General features: G+C 44.8%; 11 protein-coding genes. 8 read left to right on the top strand and 3 right to left on the bottom strand.

Going from position 1 to position 17,163, the window contains the following annotated elements; all coding sequences use genetic code 11:
* Window positions 1-117 precede the first annotated feature (117 nt).
* Window positions 118-996 carry an AraC family transcriptional regulator gene (locus FAM09_RS24425; protein WP_136579789.1) on the bottom strand — a complete coding sequence of 293 codons (879 nt, stop codon included), beginning with the start codon at window positions 994-996 and terminating at the stop codon, window positions 118-120.
* Window positions 997-1,387: 391 nt separating this feature from the next.
* Between FAM09_RS24425 and FAM09_RS24430 the strand changes: the two genes are divergently transcribed.
* The 3 genes from FAM09_RS24430 to FAM09_RS24440 all read left to right on the top strand — a co-directional run bounded on the left by FAM09_RS24430 (window position 1,388) and on the right by FAM09_RS24440 (window position 6,718).
* Complete coding sequence (locus tag FAM09_RS24430) at window positions 1,388-2,317, top strand: dihydrodipicolinate synthase family protein (protein ID WP_208025649.1); 930 nt, start codon at window positions 1,388-1,390, stop codon at window positions 2,315-2,317.
* A gap of 229 nt (window positions 2,318-2,546) precedes the next feature.
* Complete coding sequence (locus FAM09_RS24435; RefSeq protein ID WP_136579790.1) at window positions 2,547-4,256, top strand: DUF885 family protein; 1,710 nt, start codon at window positions 2,547-2,549, stop codon at window positions 4,254-4,256.
* Window positions 4,257-4,354: 98 nt separating this feature from the next.
* Window positions 4,355-6,718, top strand: a complete 2,364-nt coding sequence (locus tag FAM09_RS24440; RefSeq protein ID WP_136579791.1) for a glycoside hydrolase family 127 protein — start codon at window positions 4,355-4,357, stop codon at window positions 6,716-6,718.
* A gap of 157 nt (window positions 6,719-6,875) precedes the next feature.
* Here the strand turns inward: FAM09_RS24440 and FAM09_RS24445 are convergent, their stop codons facing one another.
* On the bottom strand, window positions 6,876-8,225 hold the full coding sequence (locus FAM09_RS24445) for a T9SS type A sorting domain-containing protein (protein ID WP_166437259.1): 1,350 nt from the start codon (window positions 8,223-8,225) through the stop codon (window positions 6,876-6,878).
* A gap of 599 nt (window positions 8,226-8,824) precedes the next feature.
* On the opposite strand from FAM09_RS24445, the gene FAM09_RS24450 reads away from it, so the two are divergent.
* Window positions 8,825-9,460, top strand: a complete 636-nt coding sequence (locus tag FAM09_RS24450; RefSeq protein WP_136579793.1) for an SET domain-containing protein — start codon at window positions 8,825-8,827, stop codon at window positions 9,458-9,460.
* A gap of 94 nt (window positions 9,461-9,554) precedes the next feature.
* On the opposite strand, the gene FAM09_RS24455 is transcribed toward FAM09_RS24450, so the two are convergent.
* Window positions 9,555-10,340 carry an RMD1 family protein gene (locus FAM09_RS24455; protein WP_136579794.1) on the bottom strand — a complete coding sequence of 262 codons (786 nt, stop codon included), beginning with the start codon at window positions 10,338-10,340 and terminating at the stop codon, window positions 9,555-9,557.
* A 204-nt stretch (window positions 10,341-10,544) separates the two neighbouring features.
* On the opposite strand from FAM09_RS24455, the gene FAM09_RS24460 reads away from it, so the two are divergent.
* The 4 genes from FAM09_RS24460 to FAM09_RS24475 all read left to right on the top strand — a co-directional run bounded on the left by FAM09_RS24460 (window position 10,545) and on the right by FAM09_RS24475 (window position 17,146).
* On the top strand, window positions 10,545-13,682 hold the full coding sequence (locus tag FAM09_RS24460; RefSeq protein WP_136579795.1) for a SusC/RagA family TonB-linked outer membrane protein: 3,138 nt from the start codon (window positions 10,545-10,547) through the stop codon (window positions 13,680-13,682).
* A 12-nt stretch (window positions 13,683-13,694) separates the two neighbouring features.
* Window positions 13,695-15,569 carry a RagB/SusD family nutrient uptake outer membrane protein gene (locus tag FAM09_RS24465; protein WP_136579796.1) on the top strand — a complete coding sequence of 625 codons (1,875 nt, stop codon included), beginning with the start codon at window positions 13,695-13,697 and terminating at the stop codon, window positions 15,567-15,569.
* A 72-nt stretch (window positions 15,570-15,641) separates the two neighbouring features.
* The gene (locus tag FAM09_RS24470) at window positions 15,642-16,052 is read left to right on the top strand and encodes a hypothetical protein (RefSeq protein WP_136579797.1); all 411 of its coding nucleotides are present in this window, start codon (window positions 15,642-15,644) and stop codon (window positions 16,050-16,052) included.
* A 101-nt stretch (window positions 16,053-16,153) separates the two neighbouring features.
* Window positions 16,154-17,146, top strand: a complete 993-nt coding sequence (locus FAM09_RS24475; protein WP_208025650.1) for a DUF4466 family protein — start codon at window positions 16,154-16,156, stop codon at window positions 17,144-17,146.
* Window positions 17,147-17,163: the final 17 nt, after the last annotated feature.

The following is a 17,163-nucleotide window of genomic DNA, read 5'->3' on the forward strand; positions in this document are numbered from 1 at the left end:
TATAAATAGTTGCAAGATGAGGGATGAGTGATAATAAATTCCAAAATACAAAAATCAAGTTCCAGATATAATACCGTTTAGGATTCGACTTTTGTGATTTGGTACTTGTTATTTGGTCTAATTTACCTTCTGCATGTATTCAGTAAGGAATTTCTTGGGAGGTTGTCCGGTTATTTTTTTGAATACGCGATTGAAGGTAACGGCATTGTTAAATCCGCTTTGATAGGCTACAGCAGCGAGGCTGTCGAAATTTTCCGCTACTATTTTCTTGCAGGCTTCATTAATGCGCACTTCATTGAGGAAGGCAACGTATGTCTTTAATGTATGTTTTTTAAAATACCGGCAAAAAGCCTGTGGTGTAAGATGGGCTACATCGGCAATTTGTTTAAGCGTAATGTTCTCGGTATAATGCGCCATGGTGTATTGGTAAATATCATTCATGCGCAGTCCTTCCGATTCTGTAATGGAGCTTTCTGTATGGGTGCTGGAAAGTGATTTGTATTGTTTGATGCGGCAGAGGGTTTGCAGCAATTGAATGAAGAATGCCAGCCTGATGCCGTTCCTGGCTTCTTTTATCAGCATCATTTTTTTCATAATATCATGCTGATGCGATGCAGGCACTTGTAGTCCTTTGCGGGTGACTTCCATAAACTTTTTAACGTTGCTCATTTCCGGCAGGTCCATGATCCTGCCAAACGGGCCATGTAAATCAACAAACAAGGTCAGGGCATGTATATCTTTCTGACTGTTCTTTTCAAAATACACAGGATCGCTTTTGAACAGGTGCGGTTGGTTAGCGCCCAGGATGTATATGTCGCCCGATTGAAAGCGTTGCATACAGGTACCGGCTATGAGGGTGCCTTCGCCTTTGATGATCCACGTAATTTGTGTTTCGTTATGGCGGTGCAGGTGGTTGTAAAAATGCGGCAGCTTATCTTCCTGTACCATAATGGAATGTTCCTGCGAAACCGGTATGGTGAACTGAACGACTTTCATCTGAAAATATTATTTGTTGTTTTGGCCAGATGGAACTTGCCATGACAAAAATCTCATTTCCCTGTATGAAATAATGAAAATTTTGTCATGGATCTTTCATATGCAGTGCTTTGGTCTGTTTAACCAATATTACCAATTTTTTCTCATAATCCGTTGCAACAGGTTAATATTGGTAAAGAAGTGATTAATTGCAGAATGAGCGAGTAGTAAGTAGCTAGTGGCAAGTAGGGAAAGGCAAAATAGGTGGCCAGGATAATTACTGAATCTGGCATAACAGCCCCACTAGCTATTTACCACTAGCCACCAGCTTGTTAATATTGGTAACAAACTGATTAAAACAGGCTATCCTATACTAACTGCTTCATAATACCTTTATTAAAAATTAATACGAATGAGTATATCATGGAAAGGCATTTTTCCTGCCTTCACAACAAAGTTTACAGCTAACGATACCCTCGACCTGACATTGTTTGAAAAAGGACTGCAAGCGCAGTTGGATGCCGGTGTAGATGGCATTGTTTTAGGAGGCAGTCTCGGGGAAGCCAGTACCCTCACTACGGAAGAAAAAGAAACACTGGTAAAACTGGCTATTGAAATAGCAGGCCCGGTACCGGTCGTATTGAACATTGCAGAAGGCGCCACCAAAGAAGCTATCAGACAAGCTGCTTTGGGCAAAAGCTGGGGGGTGAAAGGGTTCATGTTGTTGCCGCCGATGCGTTATAAGACCGATGCACGTGAAACTTTTACTTTCTTCAAGAGCGTTGCGCAATCGACCGACCTGCCCATTATGATCTACAACAACCCGGTTGATTATAAAACAGACGTAACGTTGGATATTTTTGAACAACTACAGGAGTTTGATAATATACAGGCCGTAAAAGAATCAACCCGCGACATTTCGAATGTTACGCGCATGATCAACGAGTTTGGCGACCGGTACAAAATTTTATGTGGCGTAGATACCCTGGCCATGGAAGAATTGGTGATGGGCGCCGATGGCTGGGTAGGTGGACTGGTAACTGCTTTTCCACGGGAAACAGTAGCCGTTTACAGGTTAATAAAAGCTGGTATGCTGGAAGAAGCCCGTGCCATTTACCGCTGGTTCTTACCGCTGCTCGAACTGGATATTCATCCCAAGCTGGTGCAATACATTAAGCTGGCTGAAGCGCAGGTTGGGTTGGGCTCAGAATATGTACGTGCGCCCCGGTTAACGCTGGTAGGGGAAGAGCGGGAGCGGATACTGCAGATCATTAAGAAAGGTATAGAAAACCGACCTGAGTTACCGGAATATTTGAAGTATGATGCAGTAAGTATGAAGTAAGAGCCCGGAAATTAATAATGAGAAATTAAGAATTAGGAATGAGAAAGGGAAGGCAGTTATAAATATCGAATATTGAATTTCCAGTGTTGAATATTGAAGTAGAAAACCCATTCGATAAAATGCAAATTGCATTTGCCTTCCCCTTTTGCTTACAGCTTGCAGCTTACAACTTGCAGCTTACAGCTTGCAGCTTGCAGCTTTAGCATTCTGTTTCCGAAACAAAACTATTATGAGAAAGAATTATACATTAATTATTGGCTGCATGCTAATTGCCTTATCCTCCATGGCCCAATCGGTTCTATACCTGCAAACCAGTGAAGTAAACAATTTGATGGTACAATACGAAGCCGACCGCGGTAGCCTGAGCCGGTTTTACTTCGTTGAAAATTCACCCGAACGCCGCGACAGGCTGGCAACGCTTACCAACGATTACCTGAAACAGGTACAACAACTCAACTATGAGAGCCTGCCTGCAGGCAGCCGGGTAGATTATATCCTGTTCAAAAGAAATCTCGATGAGCAGTTGCGGGCATTGGAAGTGGAAAAGAAAGAATACGCTCAGCTCAATACCTGGTTTGCATTTACGGCAGGTATTTATGAGATGGAAAAATTCCGCCGTCGCGGTTCCCAGCCGGACGCGCAGCAATGGGCGGCTACTATGAAAACCATTACCACAAGTATCAGTAAGCTTACCAAAGCCCTGGAAAAAGATACAACCATAACCATTAACCTTATCCGCCGGGCGCAGGGTATTGTGAAAGGGCTGCAGGCTGCTTTGAAAAGCGTACATGAGTTTTATTCAGGGTATGACCCGGGTTTTACCTGGTGGCTGCCCGATACGTTTAAAAACATCGACAGTATCCTGGCTGCTTATGGCCAGCTGTGGCAACAGAAAGCCAAAGCAGCGCCGGGTGGTAAAGATGATGGCAGCGGCATCGTTGGTTACCCCATCGGCAAAGAAGAGATCATTCGCCAGTTGCAACAGGAGTTTATTCCATATACACCGGAAGAACTGGTAGAAATTGCCAATAAAGAATTTGCCTGGTGCGATGCCGAAATGTTAAAGGCTTCGCAGGAGATGGGTTTTGGCAAGGATTGGAAGAAAGCCCTGGAAAAAGTAAAGAACACCTATGTGCCGCCGGGTAAACAACCCGAGGCCATTATGAAATTGTACAATGAGTCGGTAGCGTTCCTGAAAAAGAATAACCTGCTTACCATTCCTCCCATGGCTGAAGAAACCTGGCGCATGATCATGATGACGCCCGAACGCCAGTTGGTCAATCCATTTTTTACCGGTGGGGAAGTGTTGAGTATTTCTTACCCAACCAATACCATGGAAGAAGATGACAAGCTGATGAGCATGCGTGGTAATAATCCGCACTTCTCCCGCGCAACAGTGCATCATGAATTGATTGCCGGGCACCACTTGCAGGGCTTTATGAACAACCGGTACAAAGTGTACCGCAATTTTGATACGCCGTTCTGGATCGAAGGCTGGGCCTTGTACTGGGAAATGTTGTTGTGGGACCTTAAGTTCCCGCAATCACCTGAAGATCGCGTTGGCATGTTGTTCTGGCGTATGCACCGCTGCGCCCGCATCATTTTTTCATTGAACTATCATCTTGGTAAATGGACCCCTCAACAGTGCATTGATTTCCTCGTTGACCGCGTGGGGCACGAACGCGCCAATGCAGAAGGCGAAGTGCGTCGTTCTTTTGTAGGCGGGTACAGTCCTTTATACCAATTGGCCTATATGATCGGCGGCTTGCAATTCTATGCAATGAAAAAAGAACTGGTTGATAGCGGTAAAATGACCTATGCGCAATACCACGATGCCGTGCTGCACGAAAATTCAATGCCGGTATCTATGGTACGGGCGATCATAACGAACCAGGTGCTGCCGAAGGAATACAAAGCAGAGTGGAAGTTTTATAAATAAAAGGCAACGAGGCATAAAGGCATAGAGGCAACGAGGCAATAAGGCAACTAGCTACCCACAAATTATAACCATGACCTTATTCCTGTAAATGCACCAAAATGAAAAAGCACCTATTTTCAACATCAATCATTTTGATTTTTAGCCTGTGCATGCAGGCCCAATCATACGTGCCGGAGAAGCAACAACCTTTGATGAAAGTAAAGCCGGTTGTGCCGGTGAAGGCTTACAGTTTCCACCTGCAGGATGTGCAACTGCTTGACGGCCCTTTTAAAACTGCCATGGAAGCTGACGTGCGCTATTTACTGTTGATAAAGCCAGACAGGCTGCTGGCTGATTTTCGCGAGCATGCAGGGCTAAAAGCAAAGGGTGAACGCTATGGTGGCTGGGAAAACTCCGGTTTGGCCGGTCATACGCTTGGCCATTATTTATCGGCCTGCGCCATGCATTATGCAGTTACGCGCAGCAAGCTGTTCCTTGATAAAGTAAATTATATCGTAGATGAGTTGGCTAAATGCCAGCCTAAACGGAATGGTTATGTGGGCGCCATTCCCAAAGAAGATAGTATGTGGGCTGAGGTGGAAAAAGGGAATATCCGTTCGCGGGGGTTTGATTTGAACGGCGCCTGGTCGCCCTGGTACACCGTGCACAAGATCATGGCCGGGTTGCTGGATGCTTACCTGTATTGTGATAATAAAAAAGCTTTGACGGTGGAAACCGGTATCGCTGACTGGTCGGGTCATATTATCCGCAACCTGCCCGACAGCTCCCTGCAACGCATGTTGTTTTGCGAGTACGGCGGCATGAACGATGTGCTGGTGAATTCCTATGCGTTAACCGGCAATAAAAAATACCTTGACCTTTCGTATAAATTCCACGATAAAAGGATCCTGGATTCACTGGCCCTGCAAAAAGATATTCTGCCCGGTAAACATTCCAATACCCAAATACCTAAAGTGATCGGTTGTATTCGCCGGTATGAATTAACTGCCAGCGAAAAAGACAAAACTATTGCCGGTTTCTTCTGGAAAACGGTGGTGGAAAATCATTCTTACGCACCGGGTGGCAATAGCAATTACGAGTATTTGGGACCGCCCGGTAAGCTCAACGATGCGCTTACCGACAACACCATGGAAACCTGCAATACCTACAACATGCTTAAGTTAACCCGGCATCTGTTTGCATTGCAGCCTTCGGTCCATTTCATGGACTATTATGAAAAAGCGTTGTACAATCATATCCTTTCCTCGCAAAATCATAGTAATGGCATGATGTGCTATTTTGTGCCGCTGCGGATGGGTACGCAGAAAGAGTTCAGCGATTCGTTCAATACATTTACCTGTTGTGTGGGCTCAGGCATGGAAAACCATGTTAAATATGGCGAAAGCATTTATTTTCTGGGCGCAGATGGCAGCCTGTACGTGAACCTCTTCATTGCTTCGCGTTTGAACTGGAAAGAAAAAGGTGTTGTTGTTGAACAACAAACCCAACTGCCGGTCGATAATAAGATCCTGTTTACGATCAAAGCTGTAAAACCAGCAGCGTTCCCTTTGCGGATTCGTAACCCCTACTGGTCAAAGCAACGCATAGTGGTAGCTGTGAACGGAAAAGAAGTGCCGGATGTGCAAGCAGATGCCAATGGTTATTTTACCATTTCCCGCACCTGGAAGACCGGCGATAAAATAGAATTCAAACCAGATCTGCAATTGTATACCGAGGCTATGCCCGATAATCCCAATCGTGTAGCTGTTTTTTATGGGCCGCTGGTGCTGGCGGGTGTTTTTGGAAATAAAGAACCCGATCCGGTAACGGGCATTCCGGTACTGGTTTCAACGGAAACCAATCCGGCGCAATGGTTAAAAGCCGATAACAGCCAGCCGCTGGTTTTTCATTCTGTAAATACCGGACAGCCGAAGGAGGTTACGCTGATGCCGTTTAACCAGGTACAAAAAGAATTTTACAGCGTTTATTGGGACCTGTTTACGCCGCAAAGCTGGGGCGAACAACAAAAAGTGTATGAGGCGGAACGCAAAAAACGACATGAAATGGAAATAAAAACGGTTGATCTGCTGCGCCTTGGTGAAATGCAGCCCGAGCGGGACCATGATTTTGTTGGGGATAGGGTAAATATTGGGGAAGAGCATACCAAAAAATACCGGATTGCATACCCGGGCGGTTTTTTCACGTTTAACATGAAAGTTGATCCGTCAACAATAAACAGCCTGTTGTGCACTTATTGGGGAATGGATAACCGCGGCAGAATTTTCGATATTTTAATAAACGATGTGAAGGTGGCTACGGAAGACCTGAATAAATACAAGGCCAGTAAATTCTATGAGATCGTGTATGCTATTCCGGCCGAACTTACCAAAGGAAAAGATAAAGTAAAAGTTACTTTCAAACCGGCTGCCAACAATATGGCCGGGCCGGTATATGGCGAAGTGCGAATGATGAAAGGGGAGTAAGCGATAGTTGATAAAATGGTCAGGTTGAAAAGATAAAAAGTCCGGAAGAAATCCAACAGGGATGCTTCCGGACTTTTTTTTGTGAACTCGTGAACTTGTAAAATCGCCAACTCGTGAACCCTGCCTCTCTTTGTCACCTCTGTCGCCTTTCAATCTATCACAATTTCTGAAACTGTTTGATGGCTGTAACACCCGTAGCCGGTACCTGTAATTTCAGAATATAAGTACCCGTAGCCAGTTGCGAAACATTCAATGATCTGATATTAACGCCTTGCTGCAATACTTCTTTCTGGCTCATAACAGATTGTCCGGCCAGGTTAAATACCTGCAGGGTTGCCGTAGCCTGTGCGTTGTTCGAAATCACATATTGAACAGTTGAAGTAGCCTGTGCAGGATACACTGTCATTTCCCGGCTGCTGCCTGTATTTTTCAGCGTAACTACGGAAGAATACATGTATGTTCCGCTGATGTCAACCTGTTTCAGGCGATAATAGCTGATAGCATTTGTATTGTTCTCTGTGAATGTATATGTGTTAGAGATGTTGCTGCCTGCCTGTACACGGCCTACAGAATCATAGGTGCGACCGTTTGCTGATCGTTCAATAATAAAGTGGCTGTTATTTTCTTCACGCCCTGTTGACCATGTTAATGCAGCTTTATTATCTTTTATTATGCCGGTGAAATTGGTAAATGTTACCGGCAGTACGCCCGATACCACTACTGCTGCGCTTAAAGAAGTTACCACACAACTTGAATTGCTTATTGAAACGCTCATGGTTTTATTTCCGGCGGTGGTCCAGCCTGTTGAAGGCGTTGCCGAAGTAGAGGAAGCGTTGGTGGCATTGGCGCCCATGCTCCAGTTGTAAGTGATGCCTGCAGCAGGACTGTTGCTCACTGCATAATTATAAGTAGCGCCAACTAATGCTGAAGTTGAACCGCTAATGGCCAGCTCTGTCTGGGGACGCAGTTCAATATCATCTAAAATAGCGCCCAGGGTGGTGTGGTTATTATTGTCCTTTATATGGATGTTTATTTTCCGGTCGTTGCTGTTGGCCGCAACTGTGAATGCATACGTTTGCGTAGTGTAATTAAATGTAGTGTTGTTGTAATTTCTATCCTGGTTTATGTAGGTAGTGCCAGTGTTAACACCTTTTATTTTAACATTAATACCAACGCTTGAGGGCGCACCGCCGGCAGTTCTTCTTGTGCCTTTAAAACTCAAAACATAAGTTACACCAGGCATTATACAAACGTCCTGATCAATACAAGTCTCCTTATCAATTTCTGTAACGTTATTAGAAGCATTAGTGCCACCATAAGTTGTTTCGGGATATATTTCCACAGTACAGGTGTTTGTCCAGCCGGTTGTTCCACTATTAAAAGAAGAATTGGTGGTAAGGTTCTGTGCCGATAAGAAAAGCGGCATTAATAAGCCGGCTATGATCATGCTGATTTTCGGCGTTGAACGGTTTTGTTTAGAAGGGTAGAGGGTAGCTATTGTTTTCATTTTATAGGGTTTTTTGCACATGTTGTTAATAAACCATCCAAATGCCAAAATGTAAATAACTTACTATGAATGATTTATAGAATTGTGCCAATTGGAAAATTTCCCGGTATGGGATTTTGTTCCAGTTTTGTTATGGCTGGGATTTGAACGGTAGGTAAACTATATAGCAGGCTGTAAGGGTAATTTTGTATGGGGCAAACGGCGCTTAAAACGGCTTTTTATTAGGTTAAACCCAACTATAAGCAAACGGGAATTGTTCTTTTTTTAGCAGCTTGATTAGCGCATTGATAAAGTTCCGGGAACGTTGCCGGAAAAAAGAGGCCGCCTTTTTTATTGATGTTGCTGAAATAATCTTGTTAATGAAGTTACGATTGGATGCGGGACTATCAGATAATATGCATGTTCATTAACGGCAGCATGTAAAAAATATAACTTTAGTTCTTATCTTCGACGCCTGTTTAACCACTAGTTTTCGGTTATTGGGGAACGGAATATTATTATCGTACTTCGCACAATAATCTAATATATAGTAAGGTTAATGGCCTGTAGGTTTTGATATACAGTAAAAGCATCTTTTAAACTACTTATTTATTTATTGAATGGCATTCCTGGAGAAACAGTTGTACGTTAAGAAATCCACCTTACCCGGCGCTGGAAATGGATTATTTACAAAAAAATTTATTCCAAAAGGAACTCGTATTGTAGAGTACAAAGGCAGAACAAGAACATGGAAAGAAGTGCAGCAGGACGAAGAAGAGAGCCCTTATATTTATTATGTTAAACGCAATTTTGTGATCGATGCTTTGAATGATAAGAAAGCTATGGCACGATACGCAAATGATGCCAGGGGATTACAACGTGTAAAGAACATCAACAACAACGCCGAATATGTAGAGGATGGTACGCGTGTGTTTATTGAAGCGGCTAAAGACATACCGGCCAGAGCGGAAATTTTTGTAGGGTATGGTCCCGAATACTGGCAGGTGATACGCCACAACATGCGTATTGATGAAAAAGAGAAAAAGAAGTTGCTGACCAACGGAACCAAAGTAAATGGAAAGGTGAATGGCAGGAAAGTGAACGGCAAAAAGGTGAACGGTGAGGCGGCCAAAGTGAATGGAAAAGCAACGAAGGTAAATGGCAGGAAAGTGAACGGGACTAAAGTTAATGGGAATGCCGTTAAAACAAATGGCGAAGCAGTTAAAGCGAAGGTGAATGGGAAGAAAAGGGCATAGTTATTTAGTTGTTAAGTTCATGAGTTTTTAAGTTAATCGGATTGAACTCAATAACTGAATAACTCAATAACTGAATAACCCCTTAACTGGCTTTCTACTTCATCAGCTTCTCAATAAACAAATTAACCACTTCAACCAGGATGAGGAGGATAATGATCCACTCCAGCACAATGCTGTTCCTGTATTGAAGCAGGTCTTTAAACAAGTCGAGGTTTTCTTTTACAATTTCCAAACCCTCGCGGATAGTTCTGAACCGGGCCTGCAGGTCGAATGTTTTTTTCAGACCAATGTCCAGCCGGTTCAGGTCTTCATCTTCCCAGGTTTCTTCCGGTGAATCAAAAATATACAGGTTGGCCTCAATGCGGTTCTTCAGGTTCAGCGTGCGGCCAATGTATTTTTTAAGATTGGTGCCCGATAGGTCGAGCCGGCCTTTTCGTTCCAGTTGCTGCGTATGGTGGGTCGTTTCTTCCAGCAGCAAATTGGTTTGCTGGTTGAAATGGTCTAATGCTACAGACTGCGAAACGTTTAGCATAATGAGTCGCAAACTGTCGGTAGTAGCGCCTTCTATTTCAATTTTATTATAACCGAATTTATTGCGACCTGCATTTACCTCAATATCAAATTCATCACTGATGTGCTGGTCGAACAGGTTCTTGCAATACGGTGAAATGGCCTGAATGAACGCCATCGTTTCCACTTCGTTGTAACCAAGCAAACTCACAATGCCGTATTTGAAAATATAGGCACATTTCTGCGGCTGCGACTTAACCCGGTAAAACAATTCATCGGAATCCTCATGCAACAACTCAGCCTTAAATACTGTTTTAAATTGTTTAATATCAATACTGTCGGCTATTTGTAAAGACAATACTTTAAGCATATGCGTCTTTTTGATTGATCTTCCAATTATCTCCATTCAGTACTTAAAGTTACTGATTTATAGGCGTTTCGCATTTGTCGTTTCGTTCCTCAAACTCAAAAACTTAAACGTTTCAGTAAATAAATCCGTCCATTTATGAAAACGATTCCAGCTTTTTTTAGCAAGTTTGAGGCTGGAGAAATCCTAACCTAAAACAGATTGCTTATGCCATTTACTTGCTATATGCGGGCTAAGATTCCCTTGCCCGTACCCAGGCTGCTATTGCCTTTATTAATAGTAATCTTCCCTTTATTTACTTTAGCCCAACTGAAAACGATTTCAGGTACAGTAATCGACGAAACCAATGCCCCGGTAATTGGCGCTACGGTAATCGTTAAAAATTCTTCTACAGCTACAAAAACAAATAACAAAGGCGAATTTCACATAAGTGCCTCCGCGGGTTCCATTCTTGTGATCTCCTCCGCCAGTTTTGAAACCATGGAAGTGCCGGTTGATGACCGCAACGATTACTCCGTTACCTTGAAACTGAAAATAACTAACATGACCGACGTGGTTGTGGTAGGGTATGGAAGGCAAAAGAAGGTGAACCTCGTTGGCGCCGTTGGTACAGTAACTGTAGATGACAAGGTAACCACCCGGTCACTACCCAACGTATCTTCCGCATTAAGCGGTATGGTGCCTGGCCTTGCAGCCACGCAAAGTACCGGTATGGCAGGTCGCAATGGAGCGGCGTTATTGATTCGTGGGTTGGGAACCGTTAATAACAGCAGCCCGCTGGTTGTGGTAGACGGTATGCCCGATGTAGACATCAACCGCATTAACGTAAATGATATCGAAACCATTTCGGTATTAAAAGACGCAACGTCTGCTTCGGTGTACGGTTCAAGAGCTGCCAATGGCGTTATTCTCATTACCACCAGAACGGGTAAGGGAAATAGAAAAACGGCTATCAACTTCAACTCTAATATGGCCCTGGAGAAACCGGTAAAGGCCTATCAGTTCATGGCCGATTATCCGCGGGCTTTAACGCTGGAACAACGGCGTGCAGCTACCAATACTTTACAATCCAGCCAAACCTTTAAAAACGGTACCATCGATCAGTGGATGGCGCTGGGTATGATAGATCCGCTGCGGTATCCCAATACCGACTGGTGGAATATCATTGTACGCGACGGCGCGTTTCAAAACTATAACCTCAGTGCTACAGGTGGCAATGATAAATCGAACTTCTTTGCATCGGTAGGGATGCGTGATGAAGCTGGTTTACAGATCAACAATGATTACACGCAGTACAATGCCCGGTTTAATTTCGATTACAAAGTGCGCAGCAATATGAACACAGGTGTGAAGTTCAATGGCAACTGGTCGAAAATATCATATGCACTGGAAGAAGGCTTTACTGATTCAGACCCTACCAACACAGGCGGTACCGATCTGCAATACGCTATTGCCGGTATTTTGCCGTATGATCCGGTTTCTGGCAGATATGGCGGTGTAATGGCTTATGGTGAAGATCCTCAAGCTTATAACCCCTATACCTTATATATCAACAACCTCACCCGGCAAAACCGCCAGGAGGCCAATGCTACTATGTATTGGGACTGGACCCCGCTGAAAGGCTTGACCGGCACTATTGATTATTCCCTGAACTACTACAACCAGTTCAGTTGGAATGCCAATACGCCCAACCAGGCATTCAACTTTCAAACCAATTCCTTCGGCAGTCGCGTGTATGTAGGTACTAACGCCGGTGTAAGCAACAATACCAACACCGGTTATAAAACCATGATGAACGCGCGGTTGAACTACCATACCAACCTGTTCACGCATCACGACATTAGTGCGTTGTTCGTGTATAGCGAAGAGTACTGGTACGATCGTTTTCAGGGTAGCTCGCGTAATGATCGCCTGTACCCGACCCTGCATGAAATAGATGCTGCCCTGACCGACATACAAACTACCGGTGGTAATTCAAGCACCGAAGGCTTGCGTTCTTACATAGGTCGAATTAATTATACCGCATTTAACAAGTACCTGTTCGAAGGAAATGTAAGGGTAGACGGTTCTTCGAAATTCCTGCCCGGTCACCAGTATGGCTTTTTCCCTTCTGTGGCAGTAGGCTGGCGGTTCACCGAAGAAGAATTCATTAACCGCTATACCCAAAACATTTTAACCAATGGTAAGTTGCGGGTATCCTATGGCGGGTTGGGTAATAACAGCGGGGTAGGCCGGTTCGAGCAACAACCTACGCTTACCAATAACATGTACATGCTCAATGGCCTTGTTTACCGCGGTTTTGTAAACAGCAAACTACTGAACGCCGATCTGTCGTGGGAAAAGACAACCGTGCTTAATGTGGGTATGGAACTGGCTTTCCTCAACAACCGGCTTACGGCTGAGTTTGATTATTACGACCGGCTCACCACCGGTATGAACCGCCCTTCCGATCTGTCGATCCTGTTGTCGGGCGCTTATAATCCACCGCGTAAAAATATCGGCAACCTCCGTAACCGCGGTGTAGAAGGAAATTTCACCTGGAAGGACAATATCCGCACCCTCAACTACGCCATAACATTGAATGCCTCGTACAATGCTACGCGGCTGGAAAAGTGGAATGAGTATATCGGCCGTGGTTCAACCAATTCAGGCGCCAATATCTTCGTTGACATGCCTTACAATTTTGTGTATGCCTATGAAGCCCTCGGTATTGCACAAACCTGGGCCGATATCTATAGCAATACACCTCAGGGTGCGCAGCCTGGCGATATTCTTCGGAAAGACATCAATGGCGATGGCCGTATTGATGCCAATGATATGCGGGCCTATACCAATATTGCCCGCGACCGGCCAACTACCTATGTTACCTTAAGCGGTTATGCAAGCTGGAAAGGTTTTGATTTTGCATTCATGCTGCAGGGAAGCGCCGGCCGCAAGGATTTCTGGTTAAATGCCTTCAATAACGTGAACTTCAGCACAGCAAGATATGCCTCTACCTGGAACCACTGGAACAACCCCTGGACATGGGAAAACCGCAATGCCGCCTGGCCCCGTTTGGGTGGTAGTGGTAACAACCAGCAAACAGGCGCTACCGGTGGCGGTATGACAACCTTCTGGCTCGATGATATGAGCTTTGCACGGTTGAAGAATATTCAGGTAGGTTATACGCTGCCTAAGAAATTAATTGGCAAAGCCGGTTTAAGCAATTTGCGCATTGCCGGTACCGCTGAAAACATTGCCACATTTACCTCTTATCGCGGACTTGATCCTGAAAAAGCGGGAAGCAACAATAATGCGTACCCGCTGGTAAAATCATGGGCCTTGTCTGTTCAATTAGGTTTATAAACTGCTGCTGTTATGAAAAAAAGAAATATTCCTGTAACAATACCCGTATTAATCCTTTTATCTGGTTGCATGCTGTTACAAACAGCCTGCCGCAAAGACCTGCTCAATCAGGACCCAACTACAGAATTAGCTACTGCACAGTTCTGGAAAACAGAAGCAGATGCTACGTATGCACTGATGGGGGCTTATGCTTCCATCAGGCCTTGCTTCGACCGCGACTATTATTTTGATGGCCAGGGAGAATATGTGCGCACCCGCAATGCCAACAACAGCACCACCAGTGGTAACCTTCGGTTAGGCGATGCGTATAATAATGCCAATTACAATCCTTCCGGCTATGGCGGGTCCTTCGATAAAATGTTCCGCTATTTGTATGGAGGCGTGAACCGCGCCAATTATGTTATAGATAATGTAACTACCATGTTACAAACGGCTTCTCCTTCTTCCGTAGCCAACCTGGAAACAATTATCGGGGAAGCCCGCCTGCTTCGCGGACTGTGTTACTTCAAACTGATAAGCATGTGGGGCGATGTGCCGTACATCGGTCATACCGTGGCCAATGATGTAAATGAAGCCAATGCCGAAATAGGCGAAGCGCCCCGTACACCTATTGGTCAGGTAAAAGATTCTATTATAGCCGATTTTACCTATGCCTATGATAAGTTGCCGTTGAAGGCTTCTGCCTTGGGTAGAACTGCAAAACCTGCGGCGCTTGCATTACGCGGTAAAGTGTATTTGTACTGGGCCTCCTGGAAAAAGAATGGCTGGGATGAACTGGATGGCTTTACGAAAAACGCATCGGAAGCAACTGCCGCCTATACGGCTGCCGCTGCTGATTTTAAAAAAGTAGCGAACGATTTTGGTTTAACCTTATACAAAGGCGGCGATCCCGGTGAAATAGATACATTAGGCAAAGCCGATAAATTACCCAATTATTATCACCTCTTTACACCCAAGGCCAATGGCGATCCGGAAATGCTGATGGTGTTTACGCACGGCGGAACCGGCACCAGCCAGGGTGAAGAACTGATGCGCGACTTTGCCGGCCGTTCGCACGAAGGTTCACAATGCTGGGTATCGCCCCGCTTCGAATTAGCCGACCGCTATCAACTGCTCAGTACAGGCGATTTTGCGCCTAAATTGGTTGGTTTAAACCCTACTACGGTCACAGATGCACGCACCCGGGCCAATTCGGCAGTTAACCCGGCCAGTTATGCCGGCCGCGATTACCGCATGAAAGCATCCATCATGTGGGATTATGAAGTGAGTGTGGGAATGGTTTCATTACAGCCTACAGGCTGGGTGCCATTCATTTACAGGACCTGGGGTACGCAGGTGAACATAGGCGGCGCAAATTATATCACCTACAATACAGATGGAATTAATTCCGGTTACGCGTTCCGCAAGTTCGTTCGCAATTATGCAGGGCAGGGACGCGGCGATGGCGATTTTGCCTGGCCGGTGATCCGCCTCGCTGATGTATACCTGATGTATGCCGAAGCCTCCAATGAAGTGAGCGGACCGCTGCCTGATGCCATTGACCTGGTTAATAAAGTAAGACGCCGTGGTAACCTGCCCGCATTGGCAGCCGGTAAAACAGCTTCTGCGGCTGCTTTCTTTGATGCCATTGAACAGGAACGAATTGTTGAACTGGTAGGAGAAGGCCAGCGGTCATTTGATCTCAGACGGTGGCGCGCTATTGAAAGAGTATGGGTAGCGCCTGGCAATGGCGCCGGTGTGTGGCGCCAGGATACCTGGGGTGCAAACCAGCAACGATATTACCAAAACACTACATTCCGCGAATACCAGCAGAATTATATTTTCAGGATTCCCCCTGCTGAGCGTGACCGCAATCCTAATTTAACTCAGAATGCTCCCTGGAGATAGAAGAAAGCTACAAGCTTCAAGCTGCAAGCGAAAAAGGCAATTAGGAATTCAGAACTATAAAGTGTAATTAAAATGAAAAGGAAAATAATATTTATAAATGTGTTTTTTTTGATTTTGTTGGCGGCATTGCCTTCCTGCAAAAAAGATTATCCGGTTGATGACGATGGATTATTGATAACGCCCCGGGAAGATTGCTATGTAAGCAGTTTTGAATTATTAGGGGCAGATTATGTAACTGTACTTACCAAAACGGCGGTTATAAATGATACCACCCAAACGATAAACGCACAGGTGCTGTATGGTACCGACCTGAAGAACCTGTACCCGCAGTTTACGCTGGCTACCGATTGCAAGCTGGACCCCAAGATCGTTGGCAAAGTTGACTTTAGCGACCTGGCTAACCCGAAGGAATACACGGTGGTTTCGGGCAACCGGCAGGTAAGAAGGACCTTTAAAGTTGTAATTACAGTGCAGCCAAGATAGACGTGAAACGTGAAACGTAAAACGTGAAAGAGTTCCCGAGGTTTTATTTGCCGTTTCACGTTTGCTGTTTCACGATCATGATCACCACTAAATAAAAAATTATGAAGTATCAAACAACATATTTCAAATATACTTTTTTACTGTTGGCTGCGCTACCAGTAATGATAGGTTGTAAGAAGAACGAATATGCACTGCCTACGCCAAAAGACGGGCTACAAAACGATTGTATTAAAAGAACGCAGGGGCCAAATATCGTGGGCCAGATTATTGAGTTTGCCTATGCTATGGCCATATTGCCCGATCAGGGAAAATTGGTTAATGCCAGGGTAGAAGCCTCTATTGACGGCGCAACAGGTACCTTCCTGGAAAACAAGTCGTATTACACCAACAACAGCGGTGTAGACGTTGGCATAACGGTGGGCAGCGCTTCTGTTACCAACAAGAATGTAACTACGGTAACTTTTAATAAAGATACCAATGCCGCTACCTTGCGGTATTATTATTATATTCCTGAAGCAGCCCGTGGACAATCCGTATCCTTTACTTTTTCAGCCGAGAGCAGCAATGGACAAACGGTTTCATACAAAATGGGGCCGTACACCATTGCTAAAATGGACATGAAGAAAAATATTTTGGTCAGCGATGGCAACCTGGCCTATATTTCTATTGCAGATATGGCCGCTTACAATGCTACCGATGCAGCAAGCAAGGCAGGAATTATTGACCTGGTGTATTTGTACCGCAATTTAACTACCAGCGCTTTTAACCATGCATTGGTATCGCCGGCCGCAGATGCGCAATATTTGCCGGGCATAACCCTGCCCAGCGGCGTTAACAGAAGCACCTTTGAGCGCAAAACGTTTAACCTGCAGGATTTTAACCTGGCGCAGATGCAATACGGTATCTATATCGATGACCTCGATTTCGAGAAATTGAATTTAGCAAACGAACCCAATTATGCCATTAACCTGAAACAGGAAGCAGGGGTTTGGGTTGAAACTGCCGATCATAAATACCGGGCCTATATTTATATTAATGGAGTTAATAATACCGCTAAAACTGCTTTAATAAGCATGAAGCGGTATGCGTTATAATATATAGATTGATTGAA

This window comes from Niastella caeni, assembly GCF_004834005.1.
Taxonomy (GTDB): Bacteria; Bacteroidota; Bacteroidia; order Chitinophagales; family Chitinophagaceae; genus Niastella; species Niastella caeni.

What these genes read in the sequence shown, in the direction of transcription:
- FAM09_RS24470 (WP_136579797.1), top strand. Translation starts at nt 15,642, where the DNA reads ATGAAAAGGAAAATAATATTTATAAATGTGTTTTTTTTGATTTTGTTG.
- FAM09_RS24475 (WP_208025650.1), top strand. Translation starts at nt 16,154, where the DNA reads ATGAAGTATCAAACAACATATTTCAAATATACTTTTTTACTGTTGGCT.
- FAM09_RS24435 (WP_136579790.1), top strand. Translation starts at nt 2,547, where the DNA reads ATGAGAAAGAATTATACATTAATTATTGGCTGCATGCTAATTGCCTTA.
- FAM09_RS24430 (WP_208025649.1), top strand. Translation starts at nt 1,388, where the DNA reads ATGAGTATATCATGGAAAGGCATTTTTCCTGCCTTCACAACAAAGTTT.
- FAM09_RS24445 (WP_166437259.1), bottom strand. Translation starts at nt 8,225, where the DNA reads ATGAAAACAATAGCTACCCTCTACCCTTCTAAACAAAACCGTTCAACG.
- FAM09_RS24455 (WP_136579794.1), bottom strand. Translation starts at nt 10,340, where the DNA reads ATGCTTAAAGTATTGTCTTTACAAATAGCCGACAGTATTGATATTAAA.
- FAM09_RS24425 (WP_136579789.1), bottom strand. Translation starts at nt 996, where the DNA reads ATGAAAGTCGTTCAGTTCACCATACCGGTTTCGCAGGAACATTCCATT.
- FAM09_RS24450 (WP_136579793.1), top strand. Translation starts at nt 8,825, where the DNA reads ATGGCATTCCTGGAGAAACAGTTGTACGTTAAGAAATCCACCTTACCC.
- FAM09_RS24440 (WP_136579791.1), top strand. Translation starts at nt 4,355, where the DNA reads ATGAAAAAGCACCTATTTTCAACATCAATCATTTTGATTTTTAGCCTG.
- FAM09_RS24460 (WP_136579795.1), top strand. Translation starts at nt 10,545, where the DNA reads ATGCCATTTACTTGCTATATGCGGGCTAAGATTCCCTTGCCCGTACCC.
- FAM09_RS24465 (WP_136579796.1), top strand. Translation starts at nt 13,695, where the DNA reads ATGAAAAAAAGAAATATTCCTGTAACAATACCCGTATTAATCCTTTTA.